Raw genomic sequence first — 15,288 nt, forward strand, 5'->3', positions numbered from 1 at the left:
TATGTTCAGCAATAAAATTAACCATACCATTGGACAAGGTCAGGTTATCACTTCACAAAACATTTTTGATTTAGAGATGTTGTTGCTTGATAGTGATGGGATGTTAAATATTGTCAGTGAAAAAGAGCTGTCTCAGTTTACGCGCAAGCAGTTCCAGTTTTTCTGCATAAAGCATGGATTCTACAGCATTCCAACTCTTGAACTAATAGAGTTCATCAGGGGCAAGATTTTAAACATTGAAAAAGCCATAGAGATCGGTTCAGGTAATGGTGTTTATGGTCGTTCTTTGGGGATTATTGCAACTGACAACTTTATGCAAGATCCGAGGAAAGCAAGCAAGTTTTCTGGTGTGATTTCTGAGTATTCTAAGTTAGGTCAAGAGGTTGTTCCATACGGTGATAACGTTATTGAGCTTGATGGTAGAGAAGCTGTTAGAAAATATAAAGCTGAGACGGTTGTTTGCTCTTGGGTTACACATAAATACAATCCAATAAAAATGCATCTTGGTGGAAACAAGTTTGGAGTCGATTTTAAGTGGATTTTAGATAGAAACCACACGAAGAGACTTATACTTGTTGGAAACAAAAATACGCACAAGAACAATCCAATTATGGAGTTGCCGCATCAAGAATTTGATTTAGATGGTCAAATTTATAGTAGGTCTGCTATGCCTGAGTTAGATAGAGTATTTATTTGGGATTGTTAAATTAAAAGAGGATAGCTTCACACTATCCTCTTTTAATTTTATTAATGATATAATTAATCCAATATCAATAATAAAGAATAAAATCATGAATCTGAAAGATATATCATCTCATGCTTCAGCAATTAGAAGTGTTTTAGAAAACTTTGATAAAGAGTTTATCGAAAGCTCTGCTCACCAAGTCAAAGTGACATTATTCACGAATATGTGTGGTAAAGATTTTACCATTCAAGATAAGCAGACCTTACAGCAATTGATTGAAAAGCAGGTGTCTAACAAAATTTCTGAAAGGGAAAATCCCCTTTTAAGTGCTGATACTCTAGATGATGTTATCAGTAACCTGATGGAGATGCGAAGTATTGAAAATAAAAGAGATTTATTTCTAAATAAGCTCTATTTATCCAAAGTGAAAAAGTTAACTGAAGCGCTTCAAGAAAGTAAATCTTTGGAGAGAGAGTTGCTATATAACTTTCTCCGAGAATATGACTTCAGATTCAACGGGGCAATAAAAGCGGTTGAATTTGAGGATTTTACTTTAGAAGATAAAACGGAATATTCAGTAAGATCAGAAAATGGCTACGAGAATATATATGGTGCTGTTTTCAATGCGCAGGTCAAACATGACACTGTAAGAGTTCTAGATGACCACATTTCAATTGATTTTGAAGATTACGGTTATTTCATCAACTCTGAACTAAATCAGGAATTCACGAGAGAAATGGTAGCAGTTTACAATGCCTCTCTAAATATCAAAAATGAATTAATTAAAGTTCAAGATGAAAATAAGGACTATGAAGATATTTCAAAAGTGCTTTCTCAGTTCGCAGATGATTTAGAATCACTATTTCCAAAAGATGTAGTTATGCCATTACTTCAAAATGCGGAAATGGTTTCAGATCTGAGTGAAAAGCATATGTATCAACATGGTGCTGATTGGCGAAAGGAAATAATATCAGAGCTTCAAAGCACCCTTTCAGATAATGTCGTATGTAGAAACTGCACTATCGAATTTATTCAGACGGTTTTCGAAAATTCCAGTACTTTAAGTGGTCATATTGACTTTATGCGCCAGGCTAGAAATAACAGGATAAAGTCAATTGATATAGACTTTGATGCCTTATCTGAAGAGTTTGATTCAAACGTTAATGAGGCAGTCTCATATCATAACGAAAACAATCAATTTATGTTTAAGCAAAAACTAAATTCATTGAACCCATTTGAAAGAGCAGCAGTAACACTGACGATAAATGCGGATAAAGAACCAGAAAAGCAAAAAACCTCAGATAATGTAGTACCGTTCAGGTGATCATATCTGAAGAAGTAAGTTGCAGGTCTAATATAAATCGGTGTTAAGTCACCGATTTTATATTTCAGTAACAGATTTTATGTAGATAAAATCATCTAAATTTCAAGGATGTAAATATGAAAATACCAGTCACTTAACGACTGGCATGATGATATATCAGCTTTATGCTAACTATTGTTTATAGTATAGCCTAGCTTGGCATTTAGTAAATCACCCTCATCATAAAACCGAATTAAACGCGCAGAAAGTATTTCATGATTTTTTTCTTTCGTTTCCATGTACTTTTGGAATTCTATTACTATCTCAACAGGGGATTGATTTGGCGCTACTAGAATACCATTGTGGCTATCCAAGTGACTATTGTAACCTATTTTTTCAAAGTAGATTGCTGCATCGTGAACATCTGCTTCGTCACTTGCACTAAAAATGATAGCGTATTTAAATTTAATATCCATAAATTTATTCTTAATTGTTTGTGGAGATTTTATAATAGCAATATATTAAAGAGCAATAAACAAATATTTTCTATTAGATAATTATTATCGAGTTAAATAATTCATTAATTGATCTTCAGACTCCTAGAACATAATCAAAACAATACTCCAAACAGCGGCACATAAGCGCACCGCTTTATCTAATTCCCTATAAGTAAGTAAAAAATTTTCTACTATATGACAAATTGTTTAATAAGCTCAGCGGTTAGCTTACTATAAATGATGCTGGTGTGACTGCTATCAATGACTTGATGCTTAAACATCCCATCAATTTTCGTTTCATTTACTGTCACAGTTCCGTCAGACTCTTCCCCATCACGAATGAGGATTGGTCTGATCCCAATAGGTAATCTACCAGCAATTGAGAAGAGTTTTTGAGGGAAATGCCACTGCGTGTCATCTTCAATCAAGCCGTGTTCTATTGCGTTTCCCAAAACCAATGAAGCCCCAATATCTGACAGTTTTCTTGCTATGGACGATCCATTTATTGGCGAGCCAAGAGCTACTATGTGGGAAATGGTATCAATGCTCGGTTTTCTTGAAGCTAAATAACGCTTGATTAAGATACCTCCCAGGCTATGACCAATGAGGATATTTTGACCATAAGGGTCTAAGGATTTATCGATAGATTCAAAAATACTCTTCTCAGAAATTGATACTGAGTTGTAACTAAGTACTTCAGTATCAAAACCATATCCATGTAACCTTTTAGCTAGGGGCATCATTACAATACCATGCATGTAAAGCCCATGAAGAATCACTGCTTTCATTTTAGTTATCAACTCTCTTTAGAGTTTCAATGTTTTCTTTATTGATAGCAAAAAGTTTTCCTGAGCCTTCTTCGACAAAACCTATTTGCTTGTCGCTATTGAAAATAAAACTCCCCTTGTAACTCTGCGTTGAAGATAACTCTTCAAATGCATCACACAATTTAACTGTTACATTGTCACCGATTTCAGGATTTAGTTTTGTTAAGCTAAGATCATCCATGCCAAATGTCATGGCAATGTATTGAATAGCCTTTTCGATGTAGCTGTCGCCTATCTCTACATCAATTTTTCCTTGTTGCTCAAGTTCCCTCCCGAGCTTAGGAAGAAATTCATAAAGTGGGAGAAGCATATGCATTTCACAAGCCAGTGTATGCGCTTGTCTAAACTTAACTGAAAGAGCATCAGAATGTTGAACTGTATGGAATATTCCTAGTTCATTTCTAGGTATGCCATCAACTTTACTCTGTAATCTTTGAGCCACCTTTATTACATCGATTAAATTATCCAAGTTTTCGCTTTTTTTCATAAATAGTTACTCTTATGCAGTTTTTCTATTCGCTCTGTTGTAAATTTTATTCTTTATATCACTTGATTTAAAGAATGCGCTAAATAACTCTCTGATTAAATCCCTAATTGAGATCGGCTCGGAACCAAAAGCTTCCTCGGAATATTTCAATGAGCTACAAAACAAAATGCCAATTAATGTAGTGGCTATTATTGAGATTATTAAATTAAACATTAGGTAAACCTTAGTGTTGATATGTTAGTTTATTGGTCTTTTTTAATTAATAAAGATACAATAATCGGGATAAGCAAAATAAATGTTATTACCGATAAAATTAAACAGTACAAATCACACCTCTTAGCTTTTTCGCATGTTTTTATTATGTAATTTATGATTATTTTTGTTAAAATTCTTGCGCTTAACTCTATTTACAAATACTTTGTGGGTCGCATTTTCACCCTCGAAAACATATCCTCCGTAATATAAGCTTGCTAGTGCTATAGCGGAAACTAAAGATATGGATAATACAGAAAGGATGATGTTTATTATTTCGTTCATATTGTAATTCCTTTGTAGCAAATACCATTTAATTATTGATTAAATTTTTTGACAATTAATTTTTTATTATTAATTAGTTTTTCTAATTCTACTTTCTCTTCCTATTTGGGTAATTTTATATGGCGAGAAATCAGAGCATCACTATCTACATCCTTAGATAGGATAAGTTGTAAAATTGTTTCTTTAGCGCTCTCAGGGCTGCTGTAATAGCACAGAGAAGTATATTGCTCATCTCTGCCAGATGGTCTCAGGTAGTCAATCCATTCAAGATTTTTAGTTAACACTTCAGAAGATGAGTTTTTTATGAAGTATGCGGCTATATCCCCATTTCCATCAATTCTTGCAGCATCAATTGTTACACTGTAATCACCAATCATTACCCTGTAACTTAGTGGTTGGATCTCAACCTCCTTTGAAAATCCACCAAGAATTGTTTGGGACGCAGTATCTTCCGTAAAATCGCTGGTAACTACATAATCATCCCCTTCCTTTATTAGGAATTTATCAAATACATGCTTGTCCTCTTCTTCAAAGGAATGCCAATCAATTAGATTGAAAGCTTGGAATTTAAGCGTGAGCTTGTTGATAAAATCGTCCCTTAGTAACCGTCTTATCTGATCGGAACAAACCTCTCGAATTTCTTCATGTTTTGAAACACCGCTATCAGAGAGGTTTTTAAAGTCACAGCCCAGAATGATGCTCATTTCAGTCGAAACGACATTTAAGACTTCATGAAGCGTATCAGGAAGATTAGTATTACCTAATCTATTTCTTAATAGTCTATGAGCGAACCTTGCACCATCAACTTCACTGCTCTTTCCTGGCTCTATGTGCTGATAGATACCAAAGGATAAAATGTAATCAAATTTAAGTAATGTATTCATAAAATAAGTAACTTTCTTTTTTTATCTTTAATTTAATTAATTGGGAGTATCTTAAATCATTTTTTAATGACTGTCATGAAAATTATAGGGTTTATGCTTGCCACAAAGAAAAACGAAAGCGAGTTGATGACTGCGCTCAATGGAGCGCTATTGATTTTAGTATTCAAAACCATGAAAATGTAAATTTGTATGACACATAAATTAAACTATGAACATTAATAAAACCCCAGTCCTCAAAGAAAAGCTTTCTGCCTACAAGTCAATCAGCGATGTCTCAAAATCGCTCTATCACGCAACAACAAAAAGTAATGCTTTGAAAATTTTGAAAGAAGGTTTCAAACGAGATCATTGCGGATTGATTCATGGAGAGATGGAGTGTAGACCAGAAGAGAAAACATTATATTTCTCCAAACATCAAGAAAGTAGCAATTTGCATACAAATCTGTTTGACAGCGAAGAAGTTGTGATTATCGAAATCGATTCTTCGTATTTAAAATTGGATCAGTTATACCCTGATGACTCGTTCTATGTTGGCATAGTTCAAGAGGAATTGTTTGCCGATGTGGAAGATGTCATAAAAGAGTTTGATATACCAATTGAAGAAGCTGAATATTTAATTGAGCAAACATTCGAACTGTCCAACAAAAACGCAATTGACTACAAACCATTCGCGTTGTGGTACTTATCGAAGGAAGGAGAAGTATCTATCGCACATGATGTTCCGATAGAAGCAATTTTAGGAATTGTAAAGCATCCTAAAAGCCCTTCCCCTAAGAATGTCCAATCCTTAGAAATTTAGGCTTCTTCGAAGCCATTGTCGAATTCTTCCTTGTCTCTTGTTTTTATTTGGTATATAAATGCAGGTGGTGGCTAAGCCTCTGCATTTCAACCTTTTAATAAAATTTAAAAAGAGTAATCAAAATGAATAATGTACTTATCCTTTGCGAAAAGAACGCAATGGCAAAAGATCTCATGAGAGCAGTTCCTGAACTTACTGACTCTGATGTTGTCAGCTTTTATGGCTTAGGCTTCTTTGAATACGACTATCCTAGACACCTTCCTATATCTAGTTGCCCAATAATAATTCCTGTAATATACAAGGTTAAGGAAACGCGTCATATCCCTAATGGTAACTTAACTATTGATTATCGTTCACTGATAAAAGAATATCGCTCGAAGCTCAATGATTACAATGAAATCCTTATCGTTTGCGATATGGATAACCGAGGCATTTACTTTAGTCAACTTTCGATAACAGAACTTCTTAGAGATAGTGGATTTACTGGTAAGGTGACTATTTTAGGATCAGTGTCCTTTGATAAAGAAACACTCAGAATGTCGTGGGAAAACAGAAAGGTTTATGTATTCGATAATGAAATGTTCCAGAGGGCTAAAGCCAAATACTATTTTGATTGGCTATGGAACATAAACTCAGCGCCAGTATTTGGTAAGGCATTAGCTATGGCTGGGGCTAAATCTGACCTCATATTTTCAAAATATGAGCTTATGACTTTTCATTGCATTTATAATGAACTGCCTCATTCAAACATGGATGTTTATATATTTAGCTTCCTTCAAGACTATAAAGGTACTGGCAAGTATTTTTCAGATTGCAAAGAAGATAGATATGAATCCCTTTCGGCATTTGAAGGCATTGCATCGCCATCGAGTAGAAGTGCAATATTGGAGCAGTTGTTAAATCGAGGGTTGATTCAAAAAGTTAATGATCACTATGCTGTAACAGATGCTGGAAGAAAATTTTACGAGTTGTTGCACAAGAGGTCGTTTGATCCTGATTTACCCTTCAGAATACAGGTATGGTCTTTCAATAATGACTACGAGGCTATGGAGTCTTACATTTCTAAGTATTTCTCAAGACAAAAAAGATTTAATGCTGAATTATTATATTAAAGCATTGTTAAAATATACATCATATTTAAGAAACCAGTCATTTAAGGAGATGACTGGTTTTCGAATTTCACTAGATTTTATTTTTTAGTTTTAAACATAAGTGATGTAGCATATGAGATTTCAGAGGGATTTTTATCATGCTTGTTAAGTATGTAAGACTCCCCATCTTCAGAAAATTCACAAATATATAGCTCTTTATCATTTTTTTTATTTAAGTCTTCAATTGCGGAAAAGAGAACAGGTATTCTTACATTAATGTTTTGATGTAATTTTCCTCTAGCCGTTAAGATTTGAATTTTTTGTTTATCATCTTGTCCGCATTCTCTATTTGAAGAATTAATTATTTCTGATTCTTCTCTAATAAATTCTATAAATCTGGTATCTATAAACGTTTCTCTGATTTTTAAATACTTCATGTTGTTTGATCTTTTATTAATATTTAAATCATAACTAAAATTGTTTGTCAAATGAATTGAAGTTAAACTGATTAACTTATGAGATTAAAAGTTTCGACATCAAATGTTTTTCCATCTTTGATTCTGTAGACGAGTAATTTATTTCCATCAACATGAACAAGCACATTCTTTCTTTTGTTATATATAAAATCACGCCCTATCAATGCATTGGCATGTCTTGCAACCTTTTTACTAGGGAGCCTACTTATATCAAACACGTCATCTAACGATATTTTAATCTTTGATCTGTTACGCATGTAATTTTTCTTAAGCTCATCATTGAAACGTGAAATTTCAAAGAAGCCTAATAGCGTATAGCCATGACTTTCATATGCGGCTTGACTAATGTTATCTGGATCAATATGTTCGGTTTTTATACCAGGCATTAATCCAAGGTACATTTTTAATGCTGGGCAGTCTTTGTAGGATTTGATTAAAAAGTCTAGGTCAAGTTTTTCTATGTCATTTGACCAGAGTGGGTTTTGAATGAATGGGTTGTTGTGCTTTCTCAATAGTCTCATGAGGTTAATGCTCATTGCGACACCTCTGACAAAAAATTTGTCGCTTCGAATGTGCTGCGCGGCAACAAACATCTCAATATAATTGTGCATCATTAATCCTTTCTTAATTTATTTTGTTTTTTAAATTTTGGGATTAATGTTAATATAAATCATATAAAAAGAAAAACTAAAAAACAGAATTTAACTGAATAGAGCTTCAATCGGCATGGTGGTAGTCAAGGATACTTTGTTACAGTGTAACTAGTACCCTTCTATCTCTACCATTGGTATTACGCCATTGTAATCTCGTTTAATGATGGAATCCCTAGCCTCGTTGAAAAGACTCATGCAGCAACCTTGACCAAACGCAGGATTGTAGTATGAGGCGGGATCTTGACTGATCTCATCGTATTTGAGGCATCTTGAATGTTGTTTCTCATTGAAGGCTAAGTATGCGCATTGACCTTTTTCTGAGTCCCATTTGCCGTATGCGCATGGTCCTTTTTTACAACACATTCCAGAATTGACGCAGGCTCTGACTAACAATAGAGATTTCCTCACTTAACGAAGAAGACATACTACTTCATTTGAAATTGATAATAAACAATAACAATCATAGGTGATTTATGAATTTACAAAACAGAATTGTAGAATTAGAAATGGAGCTGAAAGACGCAACGGTTTTCGAAGATTTGAACGAAAACTCAGCGATTGCAGTGTCTTTCTCAGACAATCCTGATGCCAACATGCTAATTATTGACCATGAGTTTGTATCCAAAGCGAGTCTTACTGATGCAGTTAGGATTATCACGAACCTTCTGTCTGAGAAGCCTTCAAAACTTCAAATGGATGTACCAGGTAAGCTGAAAAAAGAACATTTTCTTCAGGTTCCTAAGGTTAAACCAATTTCTCCAACCAGCGTAGATTTCAATGAAGTGTCCCTTAAGCAGTTTGCTACTGAAAAAGAACACTATTACAACAAATGTCAGGGCATCAGAGAGCTTCTTGAAACAACAGCTATTGAGATTGATGAGGGCTGCATTCAAGGTGTTCCTTCTGCAAAATTGAATGCTATAGCCGAGTATTTGGACTGCTTGGGTGATATCAGTGATTCTCAATTCATGTGCTCGGTTAACGGTATAAACCACAATATTGAGAAATATGACGGTGGCGTAAGATTCATCAGATCACTTGACGAACCATCCAAGTCCGTTTTGAGTATTGCTGCCCCAGAAATGAGGTCTTTGGCTATGAGTCTTGGGCATCCTGGATTGGAAGACGTTAAAAAGCATCTCTTTAGTGATCCTATTACAAGTAAGGTCACTATCGATATATCAGACTTTACTTGGGGTTTATTCAAAAACAAAGCGGCTCAAAAAGAAAGAGAGTCGATATCGGAACTTTCTATGTAAAGAAAATATAGGGGGTTTTTGTTAAATGAGGTTTCCGAAATGAAGAATAAGCTCAGTAAAGAAAATGACAGTAGTTGTATTTATTCAAGGTACTCCATTCACAGTGGTGATGGTGGAATGGTTGCGCATGGAAGGAGAGATTTGCAAGAGCAAGTCGATTTACTAATCTGGTACGAGAGTTGTGAGAATGAAGGCTACTACATCAAGGATAATGTCGATGATCAGGTTGCATACATAATTGAAGATCGAGAATTAGCTAAAGTAAACGTTAAATCAAGGAAGTTCATAGATCACACATCAAAATATGTCGTTGAATATATAAGGTCTCCATCCACTCCAGAAAAAAGTTGTTTTGATATTGGTGTTGAGTCTTATAAGGAAGGTATCTTATTCGTTGACAACCCTTTCCCTAAAGGTAGCTTGGAATCGTCTGATTGGTCTTTTGGCTGGCATACAGAACAGGATTTTGATCTGCAAATCAAAGGAACGTTACCGTTGAAAGTATAAAAAAATCCAGTCATTGATGACTGGATTTCTCATTATTTGAGGCTGTTATTCACATGCTCTATTACAGACTTGTGGCGCTCTAGATTCAAATCTGAATTATTGCACTCTGATGAGTTAGTGTTATCGCGATATTCCATAAGAATATCTACCCTTGACTGTATGTAATACAGAGCACCCCCGCATTCCATGTTAAGTGCAATAAAAGTAGAGCCATCCAACTTCTTCTCAGATGGCGTAAAGCGCTCATTGAACTCTGCTGTGTTACAAAGATAGTGCGGGTCGCACTTAGTGATAATGCAATCAGGGCAATCAAATAACCAACCATTCTGTTTCTTGGTTCTTTGAAATTGAAAAGACGTAGGGTCAATGAAGTAACATTGACCATCCTTGCTTGCAAACATGGCAACATGTCCACCTAGAGGTCGGTCAATGCCAGCAGTGCCAGGTTTAGCTTCATTTCGTATCATGATCTGCCTAGCACCGCTTTGGGCTAGTCTCTGAATTTTCCTTTCGCTTTTAGGCATCCCTTTTCGTTCTGCATTAATAAGCTTTTTGCTCTTGCCTACAACCTCACACGGTAAAAGCTCTACGGTGTACCCTTTGGAACTCAAAATGTGTGACAGCGTCACGCATTGAGCTAGACATCGTTGTTCTATCGCGTTTATTTGTAAAAAGCCTTCAGTGACTAGAGCATTGATTTTTAGGATTTCGTCTTTCATTTATAAACCAGTCTTAGATTAGAGCATTCACCGAATCAACAACGTTACGCCAGTCTTTACTGCCTGGATCGATAAGTGCGTATTTAAGGTATGTTTGAGCATTTGATGCTAGGTGCTCACTAAACTCTTGTATGGTGTCAAATTCAGGGGTGAATGGAACTCTAAACTCAGAATCCCCCATCGAAGAAAGTTCTGTAAGGTAATACCCATCAATAGTGACACTGTCACCATCTTCGTCTATTCCTTCATATGAACTTTGAAATTGGCAATCAGTCCAGTCACCAAGGCAGGACAGAACTAGACAAGCTTCATCCGATAAGTCATTTCTACTAACTCGTCTAAGCTCATCAATTTGCTCTGATGATGGCATTTCATAAATGGCTACCTGAAGAGATTTAATGAGCTTTGATTTACATTCAGCATCGAGTAATAGGTTGTTAGGAATGTTGTTAGCTACATACTCAGCAACTTCAGTGGATTTAAAGCCTATCTTAGGATCTTGAGCTTTGAAATCAAAGTTCATTTGAAATGCATCAAAGAGCCATTGAGAATGCTTTGAGTTTGGATTCATTAAGGCGATAACTGATGAATTTGAGTCATGACCTAAGAGTCTGGCTACAAAATTATCACATTGACGCTTGCTCAATGGGAATGCTTTATTTTGCTCTTTGAATTCAAAATCATAAACAGATGGGTTTATCTCATCCCAATAAGAACGTATGGCTACATGATAAAATATGAATGAAGCTTGTAGTGTGTAGAGATTTTTAAAGCACGGATTTAAAGTGTACATAGTAACTCCTTGTTCACAAATGCTGTCGCTACATTTTTGTCTGGATAGTGAGAGTTACTACCATTGACATAAAAATTTGATTACTTGGCCTTTGCGACTTGGTCGGGCTAATCACACCATTTGCAAAGTATATGAGAGCAAGGAGAATAGTCAATTAACCTCTTGTATCACTTTTAGATTTAGTTCCAATCTGGTCTAAGAAATCACATAAGCCTTGAATTATTGGTTCAACACTTTTATCGCTAGCCCATCCAGCAATACCTATAAAACCGTCAGTATTGAATGATACAGCTTCCCTCTTGTCCCATTGCTTGGAACAGCAATGGAGATACTTTTCACCGTTATACGGCTGTGTCATTCGCAATGTGCCTTCAAACAAATCTGAAGACATCATTCGGCTATTGATGAGCTTGTGGATTAATAGCAAGTGCTCTTTCGTTACATTGTCACGTCCTATGTCAGCAGTCTTAAATCGATCTCTAACTGAATCTCTGCAAACCACATTATTCATGAATAATCCCCTTATCTTTATCAGTTCTCAAGTCTACACCTTGATGTTGCAGCAGTTGTTCGATGACTTTGTTTGATAAATAGTCAACAGATAGCGCCATAGCTTGCGCTGAACGCGGTAGATAGCCAAAGTAACAGCGGATTCCAAGCCTCGCGTATCTATGCTTTAGGTTTTCTCTAAACTCACTCAAATCAATTTGTTTGTATGTACCATGCCTAAAAACATATGCAATGTTTTGGTCTACATGAAGAATCAAATATGCCTTACCAAATCTATCAACTATGGTCACGCCCGCTTTGAGTTTTAATTTATGCTCTCCAGAAAGCGTATTGTTATCTACTACAGGCTCTTTCAAAGACCATTCACTGAATTGCGATTTGCTTGCCCTTCTTGCTGATAATGCCTCATTAATAATATCTGGATGAGCATACTTGATAACGTCCAAAACCACTTCGGACTGGCTTTCAGGTTTCAAATCATGCTTTAAGATGCTTGTGTAAGAGATGAAGCTTTCATTTCTTGCAGAGCAAATCCCATGAAACGAACGATTGTCAGAACCAAGAATGTAAATGCAAGCTCCGTCATGCCTAAGCACTAAGTCACCTTTATCAAGATTCATAATTTGTTTTCCATTATATGTTGATGTTTAGTTTGGTAAATAATATATAACAAAAACCATAAAGGCAAGATTTCAGGTAATTTTCTTGAAAAACATTACTAAATAGCAGATAATTCAAACCTAAATAAATAATAATATTGGTAGGGTCATGTTTGTAAGAGATAAAACAATAAAAAATGATATAGATGCCCTTCTTAGCTTAGGTGAAGATGCGAAATTGCAGGTGCATGAGCTTGTTAGGGTTCAAGAGTTACAAGTTAGACAAAAAGCTCGTGAAAGCAACCTAATTGATCAACTGATAAAGTCTAAGATTAACAAGCATCAAGAAAGAATTTCAGCTTTAAGAACTCAGCTAGAAAAAGAGCTGCTTGATAAAGAATGCGTTAAATTGAAAGCCATTGTTAATAACATGATTTCACGAAAAAACGCGCTTAAGGACGAAACTTTAGAATTGCTATCTGCCGTTAATGGCATTAACTCTGGGATCAGCCGAGCTGATTTTCTGTTTGAAGGCATTTCTGAACGCTTAGAAGCGTCCGAGAAGTTGCTGTTTGATGCAAGTATGATTGTGGACAAATTTCAAGAACAGTCGGTATCTCTTGGTAATGCAAAAGATATGCTTAAAGAGTTAGTTGATCAGGCGAACTTGATAGCTCTGAATACTGCAATTGGCACAGTAAAGCAAGATAGCAGCTCTGAGTTAATTGACCTAACTCACCTATCTCAAGAGTCGAAAGAATTGGCAAATAAATATGTCGATATTTCTCAGGCTACCATTAACTCATTGTCAGCAGTCAATGAAGGTTTCTCAGAAATTCACAATGGTCTAATAGGTGTTGAAAAGGAATTGGAAGAAGTTGATGTAAAGAAGAAAGAAGCCGCATTGGTTTTGGATTCCGTTAAGGAATCCTCTGAAACAGCATCTTCCATTGTATCTAGCTTGTGCGTTTCACTAAATGCAGGTTTTGATGAAGTTTCTAATTCAAGCCAGGATGAGTCTATAGCCTTATATGACTACGCTGACACTGAATTCATTCAGGGAGATTTCGATTTAGACGCATTGTCTTCTGTTCATAGGTTCTTCATTGCAAATGAGTTATACCAAGGTTGGGTTCAAAAGCTGGTGGATCAGCATTCTATCGAATGCAATATCAAGCTTGATATTTCTTCTCCTACCCGATGCTTGTACATTTTGAACGAAAACTTTCTTAATCTTCATAGCTGCCTTTCGGAAGAAGTAAACGAGTCTCTAGATCTTATCAATCAATTGCTTGATAAAGAGAGCTGCGACTTTCCAAAGTTAGCAGGTATTTTAGTAGCTCATGCTAAAGAAATTAATAAACAAGTTATTTTGGGTCTTGTCACTCTAACTAAGTGAATATAACCAAAGGGATAAGGTAATCAAATGAATAAAAAAGAAATAATCCATTTTGATATGGACAATACATTGATTGATTTCGAATCTGCAATTGATGAGCTATCTGATGAAATCAAGCGTGAATATGAAGGTAGATTAGATGAAGTTCCAGGTATCTTTTCGCTTATGAAGCCGATGCCTGGAGCTATTGAAGCAGTAAAGAAGCTTTCTCAATACTTTGAATGTCATGTTGCATCCACATCACCTTGGGAAAATCCGAGTGCATGGTCAGATAAGCTTATTTGCATCAAGACCTACTTCCCTAAAGATTTCTATAAAAGGCTGACACTTACTCACAATAAGCATAATCTTCGCGGCGAATATTTAATTGATGATAGGTTGGCAAATGGTGCGGGTGAGTTTGAAGGTGAGCTTATAAGATTTGGAAGCGAAGAGTTTCCAGATTGGGAATCTGTAACGGAATATTTAATTAATAAATATCGATCAAAAAACTAACATTCGAATACTTTAACTGACTAAATGCCTGTTTTTTGCTTTTTTGCGATGTTAATATCCTATCAATTAATTAATAAAGCAAATAAATAAAATGACGAAAAACGGGCATTTGATTACTGGTGCTATAGCATCAATCTATCCTGCGTTTATAGCGCTTAATTCTTTTGGACTACCCTATTCACTCGCTGCATGTTTAATGACAATTGCAGGCGCTAATGCACCAGATTATCTTGAAATACGTTATACAAAGAAAATAGTGAAGAAGAGTGGGTTTTTTCAAAAACCAAAAGAAATTACAGTTTCTAAAACTGTATTGGCACACAGAGGTGTGACACACACAATTCTCTATTGGTTTACTGCATTTATACTTTCCTATCTACTTATCAATCCAACGGTATGGTTTCAGGAGCTTATTGACAGATTTAGTGTTCTTTCCGAGCTTCATGATTCAAAGATTATCCTATCACTACTTTTAGGGTACGCATTTGGTGGTCTTACTCATCTATTTGGTGATTTGCCAAATAAAAAATCCATACCAGTTATCCCGTTTGGTTTTAAGTTTTGCTTAAACTTGTGGAATAGTGGAGAAAAAGAAAAGTTCATGATGTTTCTAGTGGGTGTTGTTACATGCATTCTTGTGGGAATAGAAGCAAACTTGCTCACCCTTGATAAGCTTTTAGAATGGTACGCGTTTATCTCAGAATTAATTGTTGAGTTTTTTCCAAAAAATCAGGTAACGGTCTAAATCAACAGTTTCATAAGATTTTA

The 15,288-nt window shown here is 35.5% G+C and carries 19 protein-coding genes; 9 read left to right on the forward strand and 10 right to left on the reverse strand.

The window, feature by feature from the left end:
• Position 1: 1 nt before the first annotated feature.
• Entirely contained in the window at positions 2–706 is a 705-nt protein-coding gene (locus AACT42_RS12775; protein WP_094132552.1) for a hypothetical protein, read from the forward strand.
• Positions 707–791: 85 nt separating this feature from the next.
• Positions 792–2,009, forward strand: coding sequence for a hypothetical protein (locus AACT42_RS12780; protein ID WP_094132550.1), 1,218 nt, complete (start codon positions 792–794; stop codon positions 2,007–2,009).
• Between the two features lie 167 nt (positions 2,010–2,176).
• On the opposite strand, the gene AACT42_RS12785 is transcribed toward AACT42_RS12780, so the two are convergent.
• The 4 genes from AACT42_RS12785 to AACT42_RS12800 form a co-directional block, all read right to left on the reverse strand.
• Positions 2,177–2,464 (reverse strand): hypothetical protein, encoded by a 288-nt coding sequence (locus tag AACT42_RS12785; RefSeq protein ID WP_094132547.1) that lies wholly within the window; start codon positions 2,462–2,464, stop codon positions 2,177–2,179.
• A gap of 212 nt (positions 2,465–2,676) precedes the next feature.
• A complete protein-coding gene (locus AACT42_RS12790; RefSeq protein WP_094132104.1) occupies positions 2,677–3,273 on the reverse strand; it encodes an esterase/lipase family protein in 597 nt (198 codons plus the stop codon).
• Position 3,274: 1 nt separating this feature from the next.
• Positions 3,275–3,799 carry a hypothetical protein gene (locus tag AACT42_RS12795; protein ID WP_094132105.1) on the reverse strand — a complete coding sequence of 175 codons (525 nt, stop codon included), beginning with the start codon at positions 3,797–3,799 and terminating at the stop codon, positions 3,275–3,277.
• 638 nt (positions 3,800–4,437) lie between these two features.
• Positions 4,438–5,220, reverse strand: a complete 783-nt coding sequence (locus tag AACT42_RS12800; RefSeq protein ID WP_094132107.1) for a hypothetical protein — start codon at positions 5,218–5,220, stop codon at positions 4,438–4,440.
• A gap of 208 nt (positions 5,221–5,428) precedes the next feature.
• Here AACT42_RS12800 and AACT42_RS12805 point away from each other — a divergent pair, with 208 nt between their 5' ends.
• Positions 5,429–6,019 carry a hypothetical protein gene (locus AACT42_RS12805; protein WP_094132108.1) on the forward strand — a complete coding sequence of 197 codons (591 nt, stop codon included), beginning with the start codon at positions 5,429–5,431 and terminating at the stop codon, positions 6,017–6,019.
• Positions 6,020–6,141: 122 nt separating this feature from the next.
• On the forward strand, positions 6,142–7,131 hold the full coding sequence (locus AACT42_RS12810; protein WP_094132109.1) for a hypothetical protein: 990 nt from the start codon (positions 6,142–6,144) through the stop codon (positions 7,129–7,131).
• Between the two features lie 77 nt (positions 7,132–7,208).
• Here AACT42_RS12810 and AACT42_RS12815 read toward each other — a convergent pair whose 3' ends face one another.
• Positions 7,209–7,547, reverse strand: coding sequence for a hypothetical protein (locus tag AACT42_RS12815; protein WP_094182845.1), 339 nt, complete (start codon positions 7,545–7,547; stop codon positions 7,209–7,211).
• Positions 7,548–7,618: 71 nt separating this feature from the next.
• Positions 7,619–8,122, reverse strand: coding sequence for a hypothetical protein (locus AACT42_RS12820; protein WP_141193179.1), 504 nt, complete (start codon positions 8,120–8,122; stop codon positions 7,619–7,621).
• A 590-nt stretch (positions 8,123–8,712) separates the two neighbouring features.
• On the opposite strand from AACT42_RS12820, the gene AACT42_RS12825 reads away from it, so the two are divergent.
• Positions 8,713–9,498 (forward strand): hypothetical protein, encoded by a 786-nt coding sequence (locus AACT42_RS12825; protein WP_094132111.1) that lies wholly within the window; start codon positions 8,713–8,715, stop codon positions 9,496–9,498.
• Between the two features lie 39 nt (positions 9,499–9,537).
• Positions 9,538–10,005, forward strand: coding sequence for a hypothetical protein (locus tag AACT42_RS12830; RefSeq protein ID WP_094132112.1), 468 nt, complete (start codon positions 9,538–9,540; stop codon positions 10,003–10,005).
• 32 nt (positions 10,006–10,037) lie between these two features.
• Here the strand turns inward: AACT42_RS12830 and AACT42_RS12835 are convergent, their stop codons facing one another.
• From AACT42_RS12835 to AACT42_RS12850, 4 genes are all read right to left on the reverse strand, one after another.
• Entirely contained in the window at positions 10,038–10,724 is a 687-nt protein-coding gene (locus tag AACT42_RS12835; protein WP_094132113.1) for a hypothetical protein, read from the reverse strand.
• A 13-nt stretch (positions 10,725–10,737) separates the two neighbouring features.
• The gene (locus AACT42_RS12840) at positions 10,738–11,517 is read right to left on the reverse strand and encodes a hypothetical protein (protein ID WP_094132114.1); all 780 of its coding nucleotides are present in this window, start codon (positions 11,515–11,517) and stop codon (positions 10,738–10,740) included.
• Between the two features lie 154 nt (positions 11,518–11,671).
• Positions 11,672–12,028, reverse strand: a complete 357-nt coding sequence (locus tag AACT42_RS12845) for a hypothetical protein (protein ID WP_094133445.1) — start codon at positions 12,026–12,028, stop codon at positions 11,672–11,674.
• Positions 12,021–12,647 carry a hypothetical protein gene (locus AACT42_RS12850; RefSeq protein WP_094133444.1) on the reverse strand — a complete coding sequence of 209 codons (627 nt, stop codon included), beginning with the start codon at positions 12,645–12,647 and terminating at the stop codon, positions 12,021–12,023. The genes AACT42_RS12845 and AACT42_RS12850 overlap by 8 nt, the downstream gene beginning before the upstream one ends.
• 148 nt (positions 12,648–12,795) lie before the next feature.
• Here AACT42_RS12850 and AACT42_RS12855 point away from each other — a divergent pair, with 148 nt between their 5' ends.
• From AACT42_RS12855 to AACT42_RS12865, 3 genes are all read left to right on the forward strand, one after another.
• Positions 12,796–14,025, forward strand: coding sequence for a hypothetical protein (locus AACT42_RS12855; RefSeq protein WP_094133443.1), 1,230 nt, complete (start codon positions 12,796–12,798; stop codon positions 14,023–14,025).
• 27 nt (positions 14,026–14,052) lie between these two features.
• Positions 14,053–14,520, forward strand: a complete 468-nt coding sequence (locus AACT42_RS12860) for a 5' nucleotidase, NT5C type (protein ID WP_094133442.1) — start codon at positions 14,053–14,055, stop codon at positions 14,518–14,520.
• A 91-nt stretch (positions 14,521–14,611) separates the two neighbouring features.
• The gene (locus AACT42_RS12865) at positions 14,612–15,265 is read left to right on the forward strand and encodes a metal-dependent hydrolase (RefSeq protein ID WP_094133441.1); all 654 of its coding nucleotides are present in this window, start codon (positions 14,612–14,614) and stop codon (positions 15,263–15,265) included.
• The last annotated feature ends 23 nt before the right edge of the window (positions 15,266–15,288 follow it).

The organism is Vibrio sp. V15_P4S5T153 (assembly GCF_963874485.1).
Lineage (GTDB): Bacteria > Pseudomonadota > Gammaproteobacteria > Enterobacterales > Vibrionaceae > Vibrio > Vibrio anguillarum.

Bases quoted from the DNA above. Each gene is read 5' to 3' on its own strand.
- AACT42_RS12805 (WP_094132108.1), top strand. From the start codon at position 5,429: ATGAACATTAATAAAACCCCAGTCCTCAAAGAAAAGCTTTCTGCCTAC.
- AACT42_RS12855 (WP_094133443.1), top strand. From the start codon at position 12,796: ATGTTTGTAAGAGATAAAACAATAAAAAATGATATAGATGCCCTTCTT.
- AACT42_RS12800 (WP_094132107.1), bottom strand. From the start codon at position 5,220: ATGAATACATTACTTAAATTTGATTACATTTTATCCTTTGGTATCTAT.
- AACT42_RS12825 (WP_094132111.1), top strand. From the start codon at position 8,713: ATGAATTTACAAAACAGAATTGTAGAATTAGAAATGGAGCTGAAAGAC.
- AACT42_RS12850 (WP_094133444.1), bottom strand. From the start codon at position 12,647: ATGAATCTTGATAAAGGTGACTTAGTGCTTAGGCATGACGGAGCTTGC.
- AACT42_RS12780 (WP_094132550.1), top strand. From the start codon at position 792: ATGAATCTGAAAGATATATCATCTCATGCTTCAGCAATTAGAAGTGTT.
- AACT42_RS12860 (WP_094133442.1), top strand. From the start codon at position 14,053: ATGAATAAAAAAGAAATAATCCATTTTGATATGGACAATACATTGATT.
- AACT42_RS12775 (WP_094132552.1), top strand. From the start codon at position 2: ATGTTCAGCAATAAAATTAACCATACCATTGGACAAGGTCAGGTTATC.
- AACT42_RS12830 (WP_094132112.1), top strand. From the start codon at position 9,538: ATGAAGAATAAGCTCAGTAAAGAAAATGACAGTAGTTGTATTTATTCA.
- AACT42_RS12785 (WP_094132547.1), bottom strand. From the start codon at position 2,464: ATGGATATTAAATTTAAATACGCTATCATTTTTAGTGCAAGTGACGAA.
- AACT42_RS12790 (WP_094132104.1), bottom strand. From the start codon at position 3,273: ATGAAAGCAGTGATTCTTCATGGGCTTTACATGCATGGTATTGTAATG.
- AACT42_RS12865 (WP_094133441.1), top strand. From the start codon at position 14,612: ATGACGAAAAACGGGCATTTGATTACTGGTGCTATAGCATCAATCTAT.
- AACT42_RS12835 (WP_094132113.1), bottom strand. From the start codon at position 10,724: ATGAAAGACGAAATCCTAAAAATCAATGCTCTAGTCACTGAAGGCTTT.
- AACT42_RS12810 (WP_094132109.1), top strand. From the start codon at position 6,142: ATGAATAATGTACTTATCCTTTGCGAAAAGAACGCAATGGCAAAAGAT.
- AACT42_RS12820 (WP_141193179.1), bottom strand. From the start codon at position 8,122: ATGAGCATTAACCTCATGAGACTATTGAGAAAGCACAACAACCCATTC.
- AACT42_RS12795 (WP_094132105.1), bottom strand. From the start codon at position 3,799: ATGAAAAAAAGCGAAAACTTGGATAATTTAATCGATGTAATAAAGGTG.
- AACT42_RS12840 (WP_094132114.1), bottom strand. From the start codon at position 11,517: ATGTACACTTTAAATCCGTGCTTTAAAAATCTCTACACACTACAAGCT.
- AACT42_RS12845 (WP_094133445.1), bottom strand. From the start codon at position 12,028: ATGAATAATGTGGTTTGCAGAGATTCAGTTAGAGATCGATTTAAGACT.
- AACT42_RS12815 (WP_094182845.1), bottom strand. From the start codon at position 7,547: ATGAAGTATTTAAAAATCAGAGAAACGTTTATAGATACCAGATTTATA.